General features: G+C 69.3%; 12 protein-coding genes and 2 pseudogenes. 10 read left to right on the top strand and 4 right to left on the bottom strand.

The window, feature by feature from the left end; translation table 11 throughout:
- Positions 1–560 (top strand): sigma-70 family RNA polymerase sigma factor (locus K228_RS0121540; protein ID WP_025620284.1); only part of this gene is annotated, 560 nt, incomplete at its 5' end.
- 279 nt (positions 561–839) lie between these two features.
- On the top strand, positions 840–1,070 hold the full coding sequence (locus K228_RS0121545) for a DUF7455 domain-containing protein (RefSeq protein ID WP_018253529.1): 231 nt from the start codon (positions 840–842) through the stop codon (positions 1,068–1,070).
- Positions 1,071–1,224: 154 nt separating this feature from the next.
- Here the strand turns inward: K228_RS0121545 and K228_RS0121550 are convergent, their stop codons facing one another.
- Both K228_RS0121550 and K228_RS0121555 read right to left on the bottom strand, forming a co-directional pair.
- Positions 1,225–2,958 carry a DEAD/DEAH box helicase gene (locus tag K228_RS0121550; protein WP_025620285.1) on the bottom strand — a complete coding sequence of 578 codons (1,734 nt, stop codon included), beginning with the start codon at positions 2,956–2,958 and terminating at the stop codon, positions 1,225–1,227.
- A 253-nt stretch (positions 2,959–3,211) separates the two neighbouring features.
- On the bottom strand, positions 3,212–3,436 hold the full coding sequence (locus tag K228_RS0121555) for a DUF3039 domain-containing protein (protein ID WP_018253531.1): 225 nt from the start codon (positions 3,434–3,436) through the stop codon (positions 3,212–3,214).
- Between the two features lie 32 nt (positions 3,437–3,468).
- Between K228_RS0121555 and K228_RS0121560 the strand changes: the two genes are divergently transcribed.
- Together K228_RS0121560 and K228_RS0121565 are read left to right on the top strand one after the other, a co-directional pair.
- Positions 3,469–4,443: a pseudouridine-5'-phosphate glycosidase gene (locus K228_RS0121560; RefSeq protein ID WP_188116231.1), complete on the top strand. Its 975-nt coding sequence runs from the start codon at positions 3,469–3,471 to the stop codon at positions 4,441–4,443.
- Complete coding sequence (locus tag K228_RS0121565) at positions 4,440–5,336, top strand: carbohydrate kinase family protein (RefSeq protein ID WP_025620287.1); 897 nt, start codon at positions 4,440–4,442, stop codon at positions 5,334–5,336. The genes K228_RS0121560 and K228_RS0121565 overlap by 4 nt, the downstream gene beginning before the upstream one ends.
- 7 nt (positions 5,337–5,343) lie before the next feature.
- Here K228_RS0121565 and K228_RS0121570 read toward each other — a convergent pair whose 3' ends face one another.
- Positions 5,344–5,706, bottom strand: a complete 363-nt coding sequence (locus K228_RS0121570; protein ID WP_025620288.1) for a DUF3099 domain-containing protein — start codon at positions 5,704–5,706, stop codon at positions 5,344–5,346.
- A gap of 149 nt (positions 5,707–5,855) precedes the next feature.
- Positions 5,856–6,107: pseudogene (locus K228_RS30470) on the bottom strand (hypothetical protein); the annotation flags it as partial.
- Here K228_RS30470 and K228_RS0121580 point away from each other — a divergent pair.
- From K228_RS0121580 to K228_RS0121605, 6 genes and pseudogenes are all read left to right on the top strand, one after another.
- Entirely contained in the window at positions 6,098–7,582 is a 1,485-nt protein-coding gene (locus K228_RS0121580) for a DUF7782 domain-containing protein (protein ID WP_025620290.1), read from the top strand. The pseudogene K228_RS30470 and the gene K228_RS0121580 overlap by 10 nt on opposite strands.
- 61 nt (positions 7,583–7,643) lie before the next feature.
- Positions 7,644–8,066 (top strand): D-aminoacyl-tRNA deacylase, encoded by a 423-nt coding sequence (gene dtd, locus K228_RS0121585; protein WP_025620291.1) that lies wholly within the window; start codon positions 7,644–7,646, stop codon positions 8,064–8,066.
- Positions 8,067–8,175: 109 nt separating this feature from the next.
- A complete protein-coding gene (locus K228_RS0121590; RefSeq protein ID WP_025620292.1) occupies positions 8,176–11,868 on the top strand; it encodes a S8 family serine peptidase in 3,693 nt (1,230 codons plus the stop codon).
- A gap of 268 nt (positions 11,869–12,136) precedes the next feature.
- Positions 12,137–15,689: pseudogene (locus K228_RS25975) on the top strand (S8 family peptidase).
- 137 nt (positions 15,690–15,826) lie between these two features.
- The gene (locus K228_RS0121600; RefSeq protein WP_025620293.1) at positions 15,827–16,807 is read left to right on the top strand and encodes a helix-turn-helix domain-containing protein; all 981 of its coding nucleotides are present in this window, start codon (positions 15,827–15,829) and stop codon (positions 16,805–16,807) included.
- 136 nt (positions 16,808–16,943) lie between these two features.
- Positions 16,944–17,363 (top strand): sigma-70 factor domain-containing protein (locus K228_RS0121605; protein ID WP_033777228.1); only part of this gene is annotated, 420 nt, incomplete at its 3' end.

Below are 17,363 nucleotides of genomic sequence, written 5' to 3' on the forward strand. Positions count from 1 at the left end.
TCTCCACCTACGCCACCTGGTGGATCCGCCAGGCCATCACCCGCGCCATGGCCGACCAGGCCCGCACCATCCGCATCCCGGTACACATGGTCGAGGTGATCAACAAGCTCGGCCGGATCCAGCGCGAACTGCTCCAGGACCTGGGCCGCGAGCCCACTCCGGAGGAGCTCGCAAAAGAGATGGATATCACACCTGAGAAGGTGCTGGAGATCCAGCAGTACGCCCGGGAGCCGATCTCGCTCGACCAGACCATCGGTGACGAGGGCGACAGCCAGCTCGGTGACTTCATTGAGGACTCCGAGGCCGTGGTCGCGGTTGACGCGGTGTCGTTCTCGCTCCTCCAAGATCAGCTCCAGCAGGTGCTGCAGACGCTCTCCGAGCGCGAGGCCGGCGTGGTCCGCCTCCGGTTCGGGCTGACCGATGGCCAGCCGCGCACGCTGGACGAAATCGGCCAGGTTTACGGGGTGACCCGAGAGCGCATCCGACAGATCGAGTCCAAGACGATGTCCAAGCTGCGCCACCCGTCCCGGTCGCAGGTTCTCCGGGATTACCTGGACTAAGGGGGACACCGGGGACCGAATCCGTGCCGGACCCGACGGCAGATGTCAACCAAGCGTGTCATTTTGAGCACTCTCCGCGCAACTCCGTCCGCTGGCCGGATGGTTGCCCGGTTGTGATCGTTGACGTGGCACCCTTGGTGCAGGGACGCTGTCGGAGTCAGGTGTGACCTCGGTCCCCCGCGGGCACACAGGGAACGCGCGCCCAGATCAGGGTGTTGCACGATAGGTGAGCAACGACCGAAGAGAGTGTTCATCGGTGACGACCAGAGGAGGAAGGCGATGACCCCGACCCTCACGCCGCCGCCCGAGACGGTGAGCCCCCCGGCCGCCGATGAACGGTGCGACCGCTGCAATGCTGCCGGCAAGCTCCGCATTACCCTTGCCGGCGGCGGGGAACTTGTATTTTGCGGGCATCACGCAAACAAGTACGCGGAGGATCTCGTCAAGATCACTGTGCGGTACGCGGCGGATCCGGAGTTCAGCTGGCGTGGCGCCGATCTGATGAACTGAGGATCGCCGCACCTGGGACATGATGAAGCCGGCCGGGCCCAGCTGGGCCCGGCCGGCTTCATCATGTCCGATACCTACCGGCCTCCTGTCCGGTACCTACCGTCCTGTTCCAGTAGCTGCCGTCCTGCTCCGGTAGACCGACTGCGGGGTCGGGTCAGAGGGTCTGCACGGTGGCGATCCGCTCCTCCAACTGCTCGATCGTCGCCTGGGCGCTGGGCGGACCACCGCAGCGACGGCGAAGCTCCGCATGGATCTTGCCGTGCGGCTGGCCGGTGTGGTGATGCCGGGCAGCCACCAAGGCGTTCAACTGTCGGCGCAGCGCCACCCGGCGCTGCGCCGCACTCATCGGTGCCGGTGGGGCGGCAGCGGCCGCCGCGGCCGGCTCAGCCGGCCGTGCGGTGCCCCGGCGCCGCGACGCGGCGAGCTGCTCTGCCTGCCGCTTGGACAGCAGCATGGCCACCTGATCGGCGGTGAGGAGACCGGGCAGACCGAGGTACTCCTCCTCCTCCGGCGTACCGGCCTGTGCGGCCGTGCCGAAGGATGCGCCGTCGAAGATCACCTGATCCAGCTCGGCGGTCGCGGAGAGCGCAGCGAACCGCTTCTCCAGTTCACCGCTGGCCTGGTCGTCCCGCTGGGCGCGCTCCAGCAGTTCGTCGTCGAAGCCCTCCTGGTCCTTCGGCTTGCCCAGCACGTGATCCCGCTCAGCTTCCATCTCGCTGGCGAGGCCGAGCAGGTGCGGGACGCTGGGCAGGAAGACCGACGCCGTCTCCCCCGGCCGGCGTGCCCGGACGAACCGCCCGATGGCCTGGGCGAAGTAGAGCGGGGTGCTGGCGCTGGTGGCGTAGACGCCGACGGCGAGCCGCGGGATGTCCACCCCTTCGGAGACCATTCGGACCGCCACCAGCCAACGCTGGTCAGCCGTCGTGAACGTCGCGATCCGGTCCGAGGCCCCCGCGTCGTCGGAGAGCACCACGGCGGCCTTCTCCCCGGTCAGCTGCTCGATGAGCTTCGCATACGACCGGGCGGCCTGCTGGTCGCTGGCGATCACCAGCCCAGCGGCGTCGGGCATCCCGGCGTTACGCAGCACGGTCAGCCGGGCATCCGCCGCCCGCAGCACCTGCGGCATCCAGTCGCCGGCCGGGTCGAGCGCGGTCCGCCACGCCTGCGCGATCAGGTCCTGGGTCATCGGCTCCCCGAGCCGGGCGGCCAGCTCCTCACCGGCGTTCGTCCGCCACCGGGTCTCCCCCGAGTAGGCCAGGAAGAGCACCGGGCGTACCACGCCGTCGTGCAGCGCATCGGCGTAGCCGTAGACGGAGTCGGCGCGGGACCGCAGGAAACCGTCCCCGCCCCGCTCGTAGCTGACGAACGGAATCGGGTTGTCGTCGGAACGAAACGGGGTGCCGGTGAGCATGAGCCGGCGCTCCGCGCCTTCGAAGGCCGCCTGCACCCCGTCCCCCCAGGTCCGGGAGTCACCGGCGTGGTGGATCTCGTCGAGGATGACCAGGGTGCGCCGGGTCAGGGTGCGCCGCCGGTGCACCTGCGGCGCCATCCCCACCTGGGCGTAGGTGACCACCGCCCCGTGGAAGTCGGCCGACGAGTGCAGATCCGCATTCCGGAACGCCGCATCTAGCTGGATGCCGACCCGGGCGGCAGCCTGCGCCCACTGGGTCTTGAGGTGCTCGGTCGGGGCGACCACGGTGATCGCCTCGATGCTGCCATCGGCGAGCAGCTCGGCGGCGACCCGAAGGGCGAACGTGGTTTTACCGGCCCCCGGCGTGGCCACCGCGGTGAAGTCCGGCTCCCGACGACGTAGGTACTCCACCAGCGCCCGGCGCTGCCAGGCGCGCAGGGCTGGAAACGTCTCGAGCGTTGGCGTCCGGGCTGCCACGCGAAGCTCCTCTCACCGCCGGCGGGACGGCCCCGACCGAGGATCGCGGGTTACGAACGCACGCCCCTGAGCCGTACCGGCATCGGCGCCGCCGCCGCCCATGAAAACGCCCCCGCGCGCAGTGCCGCGAGGGCTGGCCCAGCATAACCAGCGAGCGCCGTACGCCCCACTCGACGCCACGGTCAGCGCAGGGGGGACGGAGCGGTGAGTACCGCCACAGCTCGCGCAGGCGGCGGAACCGCCCGCGCTCGACTCACTCGCGCATTGAGTCGTAGATCTCCTTGCACTTGGGGCAGACCGGTGAGCCCGGTTTGGCCGACTTGGTGACCGGGAACGTCTCGCCACAGAGCGCCACGACGTAGGTGCCCATCACGGCACTCTCGGCGATCTTCTCTTTGCGCACGTAATGGAACATCTCGGGGCCGGTGTCGGCGTCCTTCACCTCGGGACGCTCGAGAACCTGTGTGCTCACTTCCATACCTCCACCCGCCAAGTCTGGCAGGTCACCCTTTGCCCGGTCTACTTCGAGCCCGACGGACCGACGCCGTACGGTTGGACACCGTGACCACCTTTCATCTCCGGCACGGCACCGAAGTCGCCGACGCGCTCCGCGTCGGCCGTCCCGTGGTAGCGCTCGAGAGCACAATCGTCTCGCACGGCCTGCCCCGACCGGACAACCTTCGGGTGGCCCGGGAGATCGAACAAACCGTCCGGGACGCCGGCGCGGTTCCGGCCACCATCGGCATGATCGCCGGCCAGCTCGTGGTCGGTCTCGACGACGCGGAGCTGACCCGACTCGCCACCGTTGACGACGTGGCCAAGCTCTCCGTACGCGATCTCGCCGTGGCCGCCGCGACCGGCGCGGACGGCGCCACGACCGTGGCCGCTACCAGCGCGGTGGCCGCGGCGGTGGGGATCCGGGTGTTCGCCACCGGCGGTCTCGGCGGCGTGCACCGTGAGGCGGCCCAGAGCTTCGACGAGTCCGCCGACCTGACGACCCTGGCCCGTACACCGATCGCCGTGGTCTGCGCCGGGGTGAAGTCGATTCTCGACTCGGGCGCCACGTTGGAACGCCTGGAGACGCTCGGAGTCGGGGTGGTCGGCTACCGCACCCGCCGCTTCCCCGGCTTCTACCTCACCGACGGCGGGTTCGACCTGGACTGGTCGGTCGACTCGCCGGAGCAGGTGGCTGCGGCGCTCGCCGCCCAGGAGCAGCACGGGCTGCACTCCGGCGGCCTGGTCGTGGCCAATCCACTGCCCACCGACGAGCAGCTCGACCCGGCACTGCACGATCGCACCCTGGCCGAAGGGCTGGCGCTGTTGCGGCGCGCGGGGGTCACCGGCAAGGCGGTTACCCCGTTCCTGCTGGCGCACTTCCACGCCGCGACCGAGGGGGCCAGCCTCGCGGTGAACATCCGGATCATCCTGCGCAACGCCGACCTCGCAGCCCGGATCGCGGTCGCGTCGGCTGCCCGGCAGGCATGACGCCACCCCGGGTGGTCGTCGTCGGCGACCTGATCACCGACGTGGTGGCGGTGCTGGGCGGGCCGTTGACGACCGGGTCGGACACGCCGGCCGAGATCCGGTTCACCGGGGGCGGTCAGGCGGCGAACACCGCGGCCTGGCTGGGCGCGTTGGGCATGCCGGTGACGCTGGTCGGGGCGGTGGGCGACGACGGTCCCGGCCGGGACCGGGTCGCCGAGTTGGAGCGCGGCGGGGTCGACTGTGCGGTCACCCAGGTGCCCGCGGTCCCCACCGGTACGGTCCTGGTGCTGGCCACCAGCGACGAACGCACGATGGTCACCGAGCGGGGAGCCAACCTGTGGCTCTCGCCGGCGGCGGTGGACGCCGCTCTCGACGCCGCGCCGGACGCCGGCCATCTGCACCTGTCCGGTTACACCCTGCTGGATGCCGGATCCCGGCCGGCCGGGCTACGCGCACTGGCCGCCGCCCGCGAGCGGGGGCTGTCGGTCAGCGTGGACGCGGCCAGTGCGGCGCCGCTGCAACGGGTCGGCGCGACGGCCTTCCTGGGCTGGGTACGCGGCATCGACCTGCTCTTGGTCAACGCCGCGGAGGCCCGAGTGCTGGCGGGCGGGCTCGACCCGGCGGCGCAGGGGCGGGTGCTCTCCGCCTCAGCCCGGCGGGTGGTGGTCAAACGGGGAGCGGCCGGCGCGGTCTGGGTGGACCGGGACGCCATGATCGCGGTAACCCCGACCCGCCGGATGGCAGTGGTCGATCCCACCGGGGCCGGCGACGCGTTCGCCGCCGGCCTGCTCTCCACCTGGCTGACCGGGGCGGCCCCGGAGGCGGTGCTACAGCGCGCCGGTGACCTGGGCGCGTCGGCGGTCGGTCAGGTGGGGGCCCGACCACCGACCTGACGCCCGGTCACTGCTCGGCGTCGATGACCTTGCGCGGCTGTTCCTCGGCGGTGAGGCTGGTCGGTCCCGGGTCCGCCAAGGACCGGGACCGACGCCGGAATCGGCCACCGAGGCGGTGCTTCTCCTTCGGTGGCCGGTCGTTGGCCAGCAGCACGGCCAGCCACGGGATCAGGATCATGCCCAGGCCGGCCAGGGGCAGCCAGAGCCAGAGCATGGGGGCCTCCGCGCCGACCAGGATGGCGCCGACGATCAGACACGCCACCCGGACGCCCATCATCAGCACGTACCGCTTCTGGCGGCTGGTGAGCTGATCGTCCTGGCTGCGCGGGGCGTCGGTGATCAGAATCGGCTGGTACGCCGGACGCTTCACCACGGACCTCCTCGGGGATCCCCCTCATCCTGTCACCTCGCCCTCCGGCTGCGGGAGGTCGCCGTCAACCTCGCCTTCCGGCGCTGCGAGGGTCGGTGGGTTCCGGCGCCCGGGGTCTCACTCCCCGGGCTGCCCGGCCGGTCGGCGGTAGGGGCCCAGGCCACGAACCGGTCGAAGAGCTCACGTGGACCCGGGCCGTCGTGTGGGTTCAGGTGATACAGGTCGTGCATCGCCTCGTACAACAGCCCGGCGAGGTATAACGACAAACTGGGTGGGCGCGTCGCAAACTCAGCTTTCAACAGCAGCCACCCCGACGCTCCTGGTTGACACCTGCGGCCGAAGTCCGGCGGGTGGCGCCCACGACGATGTCGACGGCGGGCAGGATAGCGACGTGGACCCAGATGACATGCTGTTCTCCCCCGCTGGCGTGGCGGCGCTGCGCAACGCCCTCACCCGGGCAAACTTCACCTCGAACGGGATCGCCGGCCGGCTGGGCTCGCAGGCGACCGGCGGCATGGCCCGCAACGACTTCCGAGCCGCGCTGCGCGCCACCGAGGACCGCGATCCCCTCGCCACTTTGATCCGGCTCTTCGTCTGCGAACAGACCGAGCCGTACGAGGCGGTCGCCACCGCGCTCGCGCCGCTGCCGATCAAGGAGGCGCTCGCCGGTGGCCTGGTGGAGCAGCACGGCGACGGCCTGCGGATGGGCCTCGACCTGGAGCCGTACGGGGACGACTGGTGGGTGCTCGCCGACGCGCCCGTCAGCACCCGCCCCGGCCGAGCGTTGCAGGCCGAGCATGTGCTCGGCATCGGCGGCGCCACCCAGACCCTGATCGGGGCGACCGTCCGGCAGCCGGTCGAGACCGCGCTCGACCTGGGCACCGGCTCCGGCGTCCAGGCCCTGCACCTCTCCACCCACGCCCGGCGGGTCACCGCCACCGATCTCTCCGAGCGGGCGTTGCGCTTCGCCGCGACCACCGCCGCTCTGAACGGGCAGGACTGGGAGCTGCTCCGCGGCGACCTGACCGCCCCGGTCGCCGGGCGTCGCTTCGATCTGGTGGTCAGCAACCCGCCGTTCGTCGTCGGGCCGGGCACCACCACGCACGTCTATCGCGACTCCGGACGGGTGGGCGATGCGATCGGCGCCGAGCTGGCCGCCGCTGCCCCGAGCCTGCTCACCGAGGGCGGCACCATGCAGTACCTCGCGAACTGGGTGCACGTCGCCGGCGAGGACTGGGCGGAGCGGGTCGCCAGCTGGTTCGCCGGCAGTGGCCTGGACGCCTGGGTGATCCAGCGCGAGGTCGCCGACCCGATGGCGTACGTCAACCTGTGGCTCTCCGATGTCGGTGAGACAGCCAGCCCGGAGCGGATGGCCGAGTGGCTGGACTGGTTCGACGCGCACAAGGTCGAGGCGATCGGCTTCGGCATCGTCTCGCTGCGCCGCTCCGGCCACGACGACCCCCTCGTCCGGGTGGAGGAGCTGCGCCAGCTGGTCGAGGCGCCGCTCGGCGACCGCGTCACCGAGTGGTTCGACCGCCAGGAGTGGCTCCGGGTCCGCGACACCGACGGGCTACTCGCGGCACGCTACCGGGCCGCCGACGACCTCCAGCTGCGGCAGGAGGCCTCCATGAACGACGATGGGTGGTCGGTCGACCGGCAGCTGCTCGCCATGCCGCGCGGCCTACGCTGGACCGAGGAGATCGATCCGATCGTCCTGGCCCTGGTCGGCGGGGCGGACGGGCGGTTGCCGCTGCGCGATCAGCTCGCCCTACTCGCCACCGCGCACGACGTGGCCCCAGGCGAGCTGGTGGAGGCGGCCGGGCCGATCGTGGCCCACCTGGTCGAGCGCGGTTTCGTCGAGCCGGTGGTGGAGTGATGCGGGCCGTAGTCGCGGTGACGCGGCCGGTGGTCGGAGTGAAGCGGGCGGTGGTGGACTGATGCGGGCGGTGGTGCAGACGGTCGGCCGAGCCCAGGTCACGGTTGACGACGTGGTGGTGGGGGCGATCAACGACGGCCTGCTGGCGCTGCTCGGGGTGACCCACTCCGACACGACGCAGACCGCCCGAACCCTCGCCCGCAAGGTGCATGAGCTGCGGATCCTTGACGGGGAACGGTCGGCCGCCGACCTCGGTGCCCCGATCCTGGTGGTCAGCCAGTTCACCCTCTACGGGGACGCCCGCAAGGGCCGCCGCCCGAGTTGGACCGCCGCCGCCCCGGCAGAAGTGGCCGAGCCGCTGGTCACCGCGGTCGTCGAGGAGCTGCGCGCCCGTGGGGCCAAGGTGGAGACTGGGCGGTTCCGGGCCCAGATGCTGGTGGAGAGCGTGAACGTTGGCCCACGCACCATCCTGCTCGACCTCTGATCGCGGCGACGACCGACCGGCACCGGGGCCGCCACAGATCACCTCATTCGAGTAGCTGAACACTCACAGAGTGTTTACCTTTCCGGGCGCGATAGGTAGAACTATGCCTATGTCTTCCCATCCAAGCCCCTGCGCCGCTGGCGGGTCACGGCGGCGGCTGATCGCCGCCGTCGTGGCAGCCGGGATGATCGCGGCCTCCACCGCCGCGATCGATCCGGCCGCCGCGACCGCCGGGCCACCCCCGACAACCGCCCCCCTCGCCGCTCCGGAGACGCATACCGTCACTCTGGTCACCGGCGACGTCGTCACCGTCCGGACCCTCGCCGACGGCAAGACCATCACCGAGGTCGACCAACCCGACGACGCCACCGGCGGCTTCAGCATCCAACAACACGGCGACGACCTGTTCGTCCTGCCCGACGAAGCCCTCCCCCTCCTCGCCAACGACCAACTCGACCAGCGACTGTTCAATGTCACCGACCTGATCGAGATGGACTACGACGACGCCCACACCACCGACATACCGCTGATCGCCACCTATCCTCCGGAAGCAGCAGCAGCACGCACCACCACCGCACTCCACGGCACAACCCTCACCCACGACCTACCCGCCATCAACGGCCACGCCCTCACCACCGACAAAGAAGACACCCGCACCCTCTGGACCACCCTCACCGCCGGCTCCGGTCAGACCCGCGCCAGCGGCGTTCCCAAACTCTGGCTCGACGGCCAGGTGACCACCACCCTCGCCGACAGCGTCCCCCAGGTCGGCGCCCCCGAGGCGTGGGACGCGGGCTACGACGGCGACGGCGTCACCGTCGCCGTCCTCGACACCGGCATCGATCCCACCCACCCCGACCTCACCGACCAGATCCAGGACGCGGTCAGCTTCGTCCCCGACGAAGACACCACCGACCCACGGGGGCACGGCACCCACGTTGCCTCGATCATCGCCGGCACCGGAGCGGCCTCCGACGGCGACAACACCGGCGTCGCACCCGGAGCCGACCTACTCATCGGCAAAGTCCTCAACAACTACGGCAACGGCTACGACTCCTGGATCATCGCCGGCATGCAGTGGGCCGCCGAATCCGGCGCCGACGTGGTCAACATGAGCCTCGGCAACGCGACACGCACCGATGTCCTCGACCCGATGACCCTCGCGGTGGATGCCCTCTCCGCGCAGCACGACACCCTCTTCGTCATCGCGGCCGGCAACAACGGAATGACCATCGGCACACCCGGCAACGCCGAAAGCGCCCTCACCGTCGGCGCCGTCGACAAACAGGACCAACTCGCCTGGTTCTCCAGCGTCGGACCACTGGCCGGCACCGGAGGACTCAAGCCCGATCTCACCGCCCCCGGCGTCGCCGTCAACGCCGCCCGCTCCCAACAGAGCACCGGCGACGGCATGTACACATTCAAGACCGGCACCTCCATGGCGGCCCCACACGTGGCCGGAGCGGCGGCCATCCTCGCCCAGCAAAACCCCGACTGGACCGGCCAGCAGCTCAAAGACGCCCTGATGAGCAGTGCCGAGACGCTGAGCGACAGCTACACCGCGTTCCAGGTCGGCACCGGCCGACTGGATGTGGCAGCGGCCGTGGACAGCACCGTACGCGCCGCCGGATCGGCGTTCATCGGCTACTTCGAATGGCCACACCAGCCCACCGACACCCCCGTGACCGAGCCGGTCACCTTCACCAACAGCGGCGCCACCCCGGTCACCCTCGACCTGACCACCACCGGCAGTGACGCGTTCACCCTCAACGACTCCAAGGTGACCGTGCCAGCGGGCGGCCAGGTGGATGTCCCGGTGACCGCCGACCCGGGTGGAATCGCCATCGGCTCCCACACCGGCTACCTCGTCGGCACCGACCCCACCACCGGTGTGACCATCACCCGCACCGCCCTCGGCCTCCTCAAGGAAGAGGAGCGCTACGGCCTGACCATCAAAGTCCGCGACCGCAACGGCGACCCCACGCAGGCATACGTCATGGTGCGGGAGGACGACGACTGGTGGCCCCGATATGTCGAGGTCAATGGCGAGCGGACGCTACGCCTCACACCGGGGACCTACACGGTGGAGACGAAGGCGGAGATTCCGGGCGAACGAGCGGACTCCCTCGGCCTCGCCCTGCTGGCCGCCCCGGAAACCGTGCTCGACAAACCGGCCGAGGTGACCCTGGACGCCAGCCAGGCCCGACTCCTCGACACCACCACACCCCAACGTACCCAAGACCGACAGCGCCTACTCCAGTACATCATCGACACAGGTACCGGTGCCGCCCCTGACTACTACGTACACGTCATCGCACCGGAATACGATGACGTGTACGTCCTACCGACCGAGAAGAGCACCGAGAACTCTTTCGCCATGGCAGCGAAGTGGCGCAAGGGTGAGCCGGTCCTGAGCCTGCGCGCCCTCGGCCTGCTCCCCATCGACGCCGTGGTCCAACCCGGCAGCACCATCACCACCGGCAAACAGTGGCTGAGCCCCGTCTACGCCGGCACCGGCGCACCCGAGGACTACACCGACCTTGACGTCGAGGGCAGAGTCGCCGTGGTGACCCGCAGCGACGAGGTCAGCGCACCCGACCGGGCCGCCGCCGCGGCAGCCGCCGGAGCCGAGCTACTCCTGGTCGCCAACGACAACCCCGGAATCCTCTACGAAGATGTCGGCGAATCACCTATCCCGGTGGCCAGCGTCCACCGCGACATCGGAGACCTGCTGGCCACACTCGCCGAACACGGCATACCGCCACTGAAGGTCACCCAGAAGAAGTACGCCGACACCATCTACGACCTGGCCCAGATCTGGCGGGAACAGGTGCCGGACCAGCCCCTCACCTACCACCCCAGCCATAGCGACCTGGCCCGAATCGACGCCCGATACCACGCAGTCCAGGACACCGAAGGTTCCGGCTACCGCGCCGACGCGGCTCTCGGCCTCCCAATCGGACTCCCAGAGCCGGAGTGGCATCCCAGCACCCGCACCGAGTGGGTCACCCCGGACATCCCCTGGATCGAGACCCGCCTACAGCGTGAGCTTACCGCCGTGGCGGACCCGCACACCTACACAAAGGGCACGACCAACAGAGTCGATTGGTTCGCACCCGCCATTCGACCGGCCTTCAACCAGTCAGCCTGGACCCAGAACAGTCGGCACCAGGACTCCATGACTCTCAACCCGGCCGCCTGGAGCCCGTCGGGCACCACCCTCGAGTACCGCGGGATGATGGGGCCACCCCCGCAAGAACACATCAAGCTGTATCAGGGCGACACCCTGCTGCACGAAGACCAGAATTATTCCCACCTAGTCGACAGGGAGGTGCCGGCCGGCACGCTGCCGTACCGGCTGGTGTTGGACGCGTCGCGCTCGGCCGACGAGTGGCGACTGTCGACCCGAACCCACACCGAGTGGGACTTCATCTCCAGCACCAATGATGCTGACCCGTCCGACCCCGTCCCGCTCACGCTGCTGCAACTCGACTACGAGTTGGAGACCGACCTGCGCGGCGACGTCGAGGCCGGCACCCGCCAGGAAATCAGCATCACCGCCAGGCCACAGCCCGGCGGCTCCGGCACCGGCACCATCACCTCAGTAGAACTTGAGGTCTCCTACGACGACGGCACCACCTGGAAACCCGTCACCCTCACCAAAGGCGACGGCGACCGCCACACCGGAACCCTGAAACTACCGAAGCAATCCAACGGCTTCATCTCCCTCCGCGCCGCCGCCGAAACCGACACCGGCTTCGGCATCCGACAGGAAATCATCCGCGCCTACGGCCTGCGCTGACCCAACCAACGGGGTCCCCGAACCCAGCGACGGTCCGGGGACGCTACGCAGCCGGCGGGGTCCCCGAACCGACAACGGTCCGGGGACCCCCCGGGCCCTACCCAACGCAGACGCCCGCGCTCGGCGCCACGAAGCTGGCCCTCATCCCGCCGGCCACTCGACGCCCAGTAGTGGAGTCACCGTCACGCGGTGGCGGAGTAGTGCCGTGGCGGCTACCCGCCCGTCGCCAAGGTTCACCTGATCGACCAAAATAGGTAGAACCTAGCCCATGTCTTCGTATCCAGGGCTCTTCGCCGCTGGCGGGTCACGGCGGCGGCTGATCGCCGCCGTGGTGGCGGCCGGGATGATCGCGGCCTCCGCCGCCGCGATCAATCCCACCGCCGCGACCGCCAGCCCGCCCCCCTCAGCCTCAACCGGCACACCCGCAGGCACGGTCACCGGCACACACACGGTCACCCTGGTCACCGGTGACGTCGTCACCGTCCGCACCCTCACCGACGGCAAGACCATCGCCGAGGTCGACCAACCCGACGACGCCACCGGCGGCTTCAGCGTCCAACAACACGGCGACGACCTCTACGTCATCCCCGACGAAGCCAAACCACTCCTCGCCGACGACCAACTCGACCAGCGACTGTTCAACGTCACCGACCTGATCGAGATGGGCTACGACGACGCCCACACCACCGAACTACCCCTCATCGCCACCTACCCCGAAACCACCACCCGCACCAACACCGCACCCGATGGCGCCACCCTGACCCACGACCTACCCGCCATCAACGGCCACGCCCTCACCACCAACAAAAAAGACACCCGCACCCTCTGGACCACCCTGAGCTCGGAGGCGAACCGCGAAAGCACCGGCGCTACCAAGCTCTGGCTCGACGGTCAGGTACACGCCACCCTCGCCGACAGCGTCCCCCAGATCGGCGCCCCCGAAGCCTGGGACGCCGGCTACGACGGCGACGGCACCACCGTCGCCGTCCTCGACACCGGCATCGACCCCACCCACCCCGACCTGACTGGTCAAATCCAGGACGCGGTCAGCTTCGTCCCCGATGAAGACGCGACCGATGTTGACGGGCATGGCACCCATGTCGCCTCTACGGTTGCCGGCACCGGCGCCGCCTCCGACGGCGACAACACCGGCGTCGCACCCGGAGCCGACCTACTCATCGGCAAAGTCCTCAACAACGACGGGTACGGCTACGACTCCTGGATCGTCGCCGGCATGCAATGGGCCGCCGAATCCGGCGCCGACGTCATCAACATGAGCATCGGTGGTGGCCCAGCCGATGGGCTCGACCCGATGGCCCTCGCGGTGGACAACCTCTCCGCGCAGCATGACACTCTCTTCGTCATCGCCGCCGGCAACAACTCCGGGCTCATCGGCTCGCCCGGCACCGCAGCCAGCGCCCTGACCGTCGGCGCCGTCGACAAACAGGACCAACACGCCAACTTCTCCAGCGTCGGACCACTAGCCCGCACCGGGGCCCTCAAACCCGACCTCACCGCCCCCGGCGTCGCCATCAACGCCGCCCGCTCCCAACACAGCACCGGCGACGGCATGTACCAAAGCAAGGACGGCACCTCAATGGCCACCCCACACGTGGCCGGAGCAGCCGCCATCCTCGCCCAACAACACCCCGACTGGACCAACACCCAACTCAAGAACGCCCTCATGAGCAGCACCGAAGCTCTGAGCGACACCTACAGCGCATACCAAGTCGGTACCGGCCGCCTCGACATCACCGCCGCAATCGACACCACCGTACGAGCCACCGGCTCCGCCTACTTCGGCTACTTCGACTGGCCACACCAACCCACCGACACCCCCGTCACCAAGTCGATCACCCTCACCAACACCGGCACCACCCCAGTCACCCTCAACCTCACCACCACCGGCAACGACGCATTCACCCTCAACGACTCCACCATCACCGTGCCCGCCGAAGGCCAGATCGACATCCCGGTCACCGGCGACCCAACAGCAGCCGACATCGGCGAACACACCGCCTACCTCATCGGTACCGACCCCACCACCGGCGAAACCATCACCCGCACCAGCCTCGGCCTCATCAAAGAAGACGAACGCTACGACCTCACCATCAAACTCCGCGACCGCAACGGCGAACCCACCAGCGCACGCGTCAATGTGAAGACGCCAGACTACCCATTCCCCGGATACACCGACGTGGACGGCGAGAAGACGCTACGTCTCCCACCGGGTTTCTACACTATCTACACCGAGTTGGATGTCGCCGGGGAGCGGAGTGACTCACTGGGCCTCGCCCTGCTGGTCGCCCCCGAGACCGTCCTCGATAAACCGACCGAGGTGATACTGGACGCCAGCCGGGCCCAGCTGCTCGACACCGCGACACCGCAGGCCACCGAAGATCGGCAGCGTCAACTCAGCTTCACGCTCGAACACCCCGAAAACAAACCCTTCCACTATGGCTACCAGGTTCCGCCTCGGTACGACGACCTGTATGTCCTGCCAACGGAGAAGGGCAGCGAGAGCTCATTCGACCTGGGTGCCCGGTGGCGCAAGGGTGAGCCGGTCCTAAGCCTGCGCGCCCTCGGCCTACTCCCCATCGACGCCGTGGCCCAACCCGGCAGCACCATCACCACCGGCAAACAATGGCTACGCCCCGTCCACGCCGGCACCGGCGCACCCGAGGACTACACCGGTTAAGGCACCCATTCCCGTCGCCAGTATCCACCGCGACATCGGAAACATCCTGATCAAACTCGCCGAACACGGCATGCCGCCGCTGAAGGTCAGCCAAGAGCAGTACCCCGACACCATCTACGACCTGGCCAAAGTCTGGCCAGAGCAGGTGCCGGACCAGCCGCTCACCTACCACCCGAGGCACAGCGACCTGGCCCGAATCGACGCCCGATACCACGCCGTCCAGGAGACCGAGGGTTACGGCTACCGCAATGACCTGACCTTCGCCGTCTCCTTCGGCGACCTCGAGCCGGAGTGGTACCCCGGCACCCGTACCGAGTGGGTCACCCCAGGAGTCGACTGGCGCGAGACCCATCAGCAACGCTTCTGGACCGACGCTTCCCACATCAACTCGTACGACAAGGGGTCCACCACCAGCCTGGACTGGTTCGCACCCGCTGTCCGGCCAGCCTTCGGCCGGACCGACGGCAGTGCGCAGAACAATCGAGCCGGCGACATCGTCTTCTTCGAGGTGCAGCCGTGGAGCCCGTCGGGCACCGTGCTTGAGCACGGCGGGTACTACCCGTACCGCGCGGTGCCGACGCAGCTGAAGCTCTACCAGGGCGACACCCTCCTGTTCGAGAACACCAGGGGCGCCTCCCTGGGCTTTCGGAAGGTGCCGAGTGGCACGTTGCCCTACCAGCTGGTGCTGGACGCGTCGCGCCCGGCAGATGAGTGGCGGCTCTCCACCCGTACCCACACCGAGTGGGACTTCATCTCCAGCACCAATGAGGCTCCGCTACGCGAGCCCATCCCCATTCCGCTGCTCCAACTCGACTACGAGCTGGAAACCGACCTACGCGGCGACGTCAAAGCCGGTACCCAGCAAGAAATCAGCATCACGGCCGGACCACGACCCGGCACCGCCGGTGCCGGCACCGTCACCTCGGTGAAGCTGGAGGTCTCCTACGACGACGGCACCACCTGGAAACCCGTCACCCTCATCCAGGGTGACGGCGATCGCCACACCGGAAAGCTGAAGCTGCCGAAGCAACCCGACGGCTTCATCTCCGTCCGCGCCGCCGCCGAAACCGACGCCGGTTTCGCCATCCGACAGGAGCTCATCCGCGCCTACGGCCTGCGATGAGGTGGCCGGTGGGGCCCCCGGACCGGTATCGTCCGGGGACCCCGCCGGGGCCCCTGGCCAGCCAGGACGACCGTTCCAGGTGCATCCGGGTGGCGCATGCCCGCCATGCCGCAGCGGGCCGAGGGAGGCAGCCACTCATGCTGGGCGTATTGGGATTCAGCCCCGACGACGAGACGATCTACCGCCTGCTGGTCCGGCAGGGTCAGGCCGGAGCGGTCGAGCTCGCCGATGCCCTGCGGATACCCGTGGCCGACGTGGCGGCGGCGCTGTCCCGCCTCACCGACCGCGGCTTGACGAAGCAGACAGCGGAGGATGTCTTCTCGGTGGCACCGCCAGCGGTCGCACTCGGAGCGCTGATCGGCGAGCAACAGTCCGCGCTGCGCGCTGCGGAGCTGGCCCTGGTCACCCTCGCTGAGGAGTACCGCGGGGCGAGCGCGGAACGCTCCCTCGGCGAGCTGATCGAGGTGATCACCGGGGTTGACGCCCTCCGCCACCGGTTCGCCCAGGTGCAGCACGCCGCCCGGCGGGAGGTCCGCAGCTTCGTCACCCCTCCCTTCATCGCCGTGCCACCCGGCGCCAACACCGTGGAGTCGGTGGCGGTGCGACAGGGCGTACGGTTCCGGGTGGTGATCGACCGGCCGGCGCTGGCAGAGCCCGGCGTGGTCGCGGAGACCCTGGAGTCCCTCCGCGATGGTGTTCAGCTACGGGTGACGGAGTCATTGCCGATCAAACTGATCATCGCTGATGCCGCGCTGGCACTGGTCCCGTTGACGGACACATCCGCGGGCGAGCCCGGCGCGGTGCTGCTACACCGCACCGGACTACTGGCCGCGATGGACGCGCTGTTCGAAGCCGTGTGGCGGGAGGCCCACCCACTGACCCTTTCGGCGGGCGGCACGTTGAGCGAAGACCCCGACGGCGACGCCGACAGCCCGACGGAAGTGGACCGCCAGATCCTCACCCTGCTCCTGGCCGGACTCACCGACGCGGTTCTGGCCAGCCAGCTCGGCCTGTCGCTGCGCACCCTGCAACGGCGTCTGCGCCACCTGATGGACCTCGCCGGCGCGGCGTCCCGGATGCAGCTCGGTTGGTACGCCGCCCGGGAAGGCTGGGTGTGACCCGGAGCACCCCGAATCCGGTCCCGTTGCGGATCGCGCCTCACTCCCGTTTCACGCCCGGCGCACCAAGCTGACTGTCAACCGGCGGAACCGCGCCGGTTCACGGCACAGACGTGGATACGGGGAGAGACGAAAGATGGCTCTACAGATGATGGATCACGGGATGCGCCCCACCAGCGGCGCCGACACCCTCACCGATCTGGACGCCACTGACGAACGCGGTGTCTCCACCGATCTGGTCCGGGCCTACCTCCAGGGCATCGGCCGGACGAAGCTGCTGACCGCCGCCCAGGAGGTCGAACTTTCCCGCCGGATCGAGGCCGGGCTCTTCGCCGCGACCAAGCTAGCCACCTGCACGCCGGTCTCCGTGGCGCTCCGCGCCGACCTGGAGCTCGTCGCCGCCGAGGGGCGCGCCGCCAAGGACCACCTGCTGGAGGCGAACCTCCGCCTGGTCGTCAGCATCGCCAAGCGCTACACCGGCCGTGGGATGGCCTTCCTCGACCTGATCCAGGAAGGCAACCTCGGCCTGATCCGCGCGGTCGAGAAGTTCGACTAC

It is taken from the genome of Salinispora cortesiana (assembly GCF_000484695.1).
Taxonomy (GTDB): Bacteria; Actinomycetota; Actinomycetes; order Mycobacteriales; family Micromonosporaceae; genus Micromonospora; species Micromonospora cortesiana.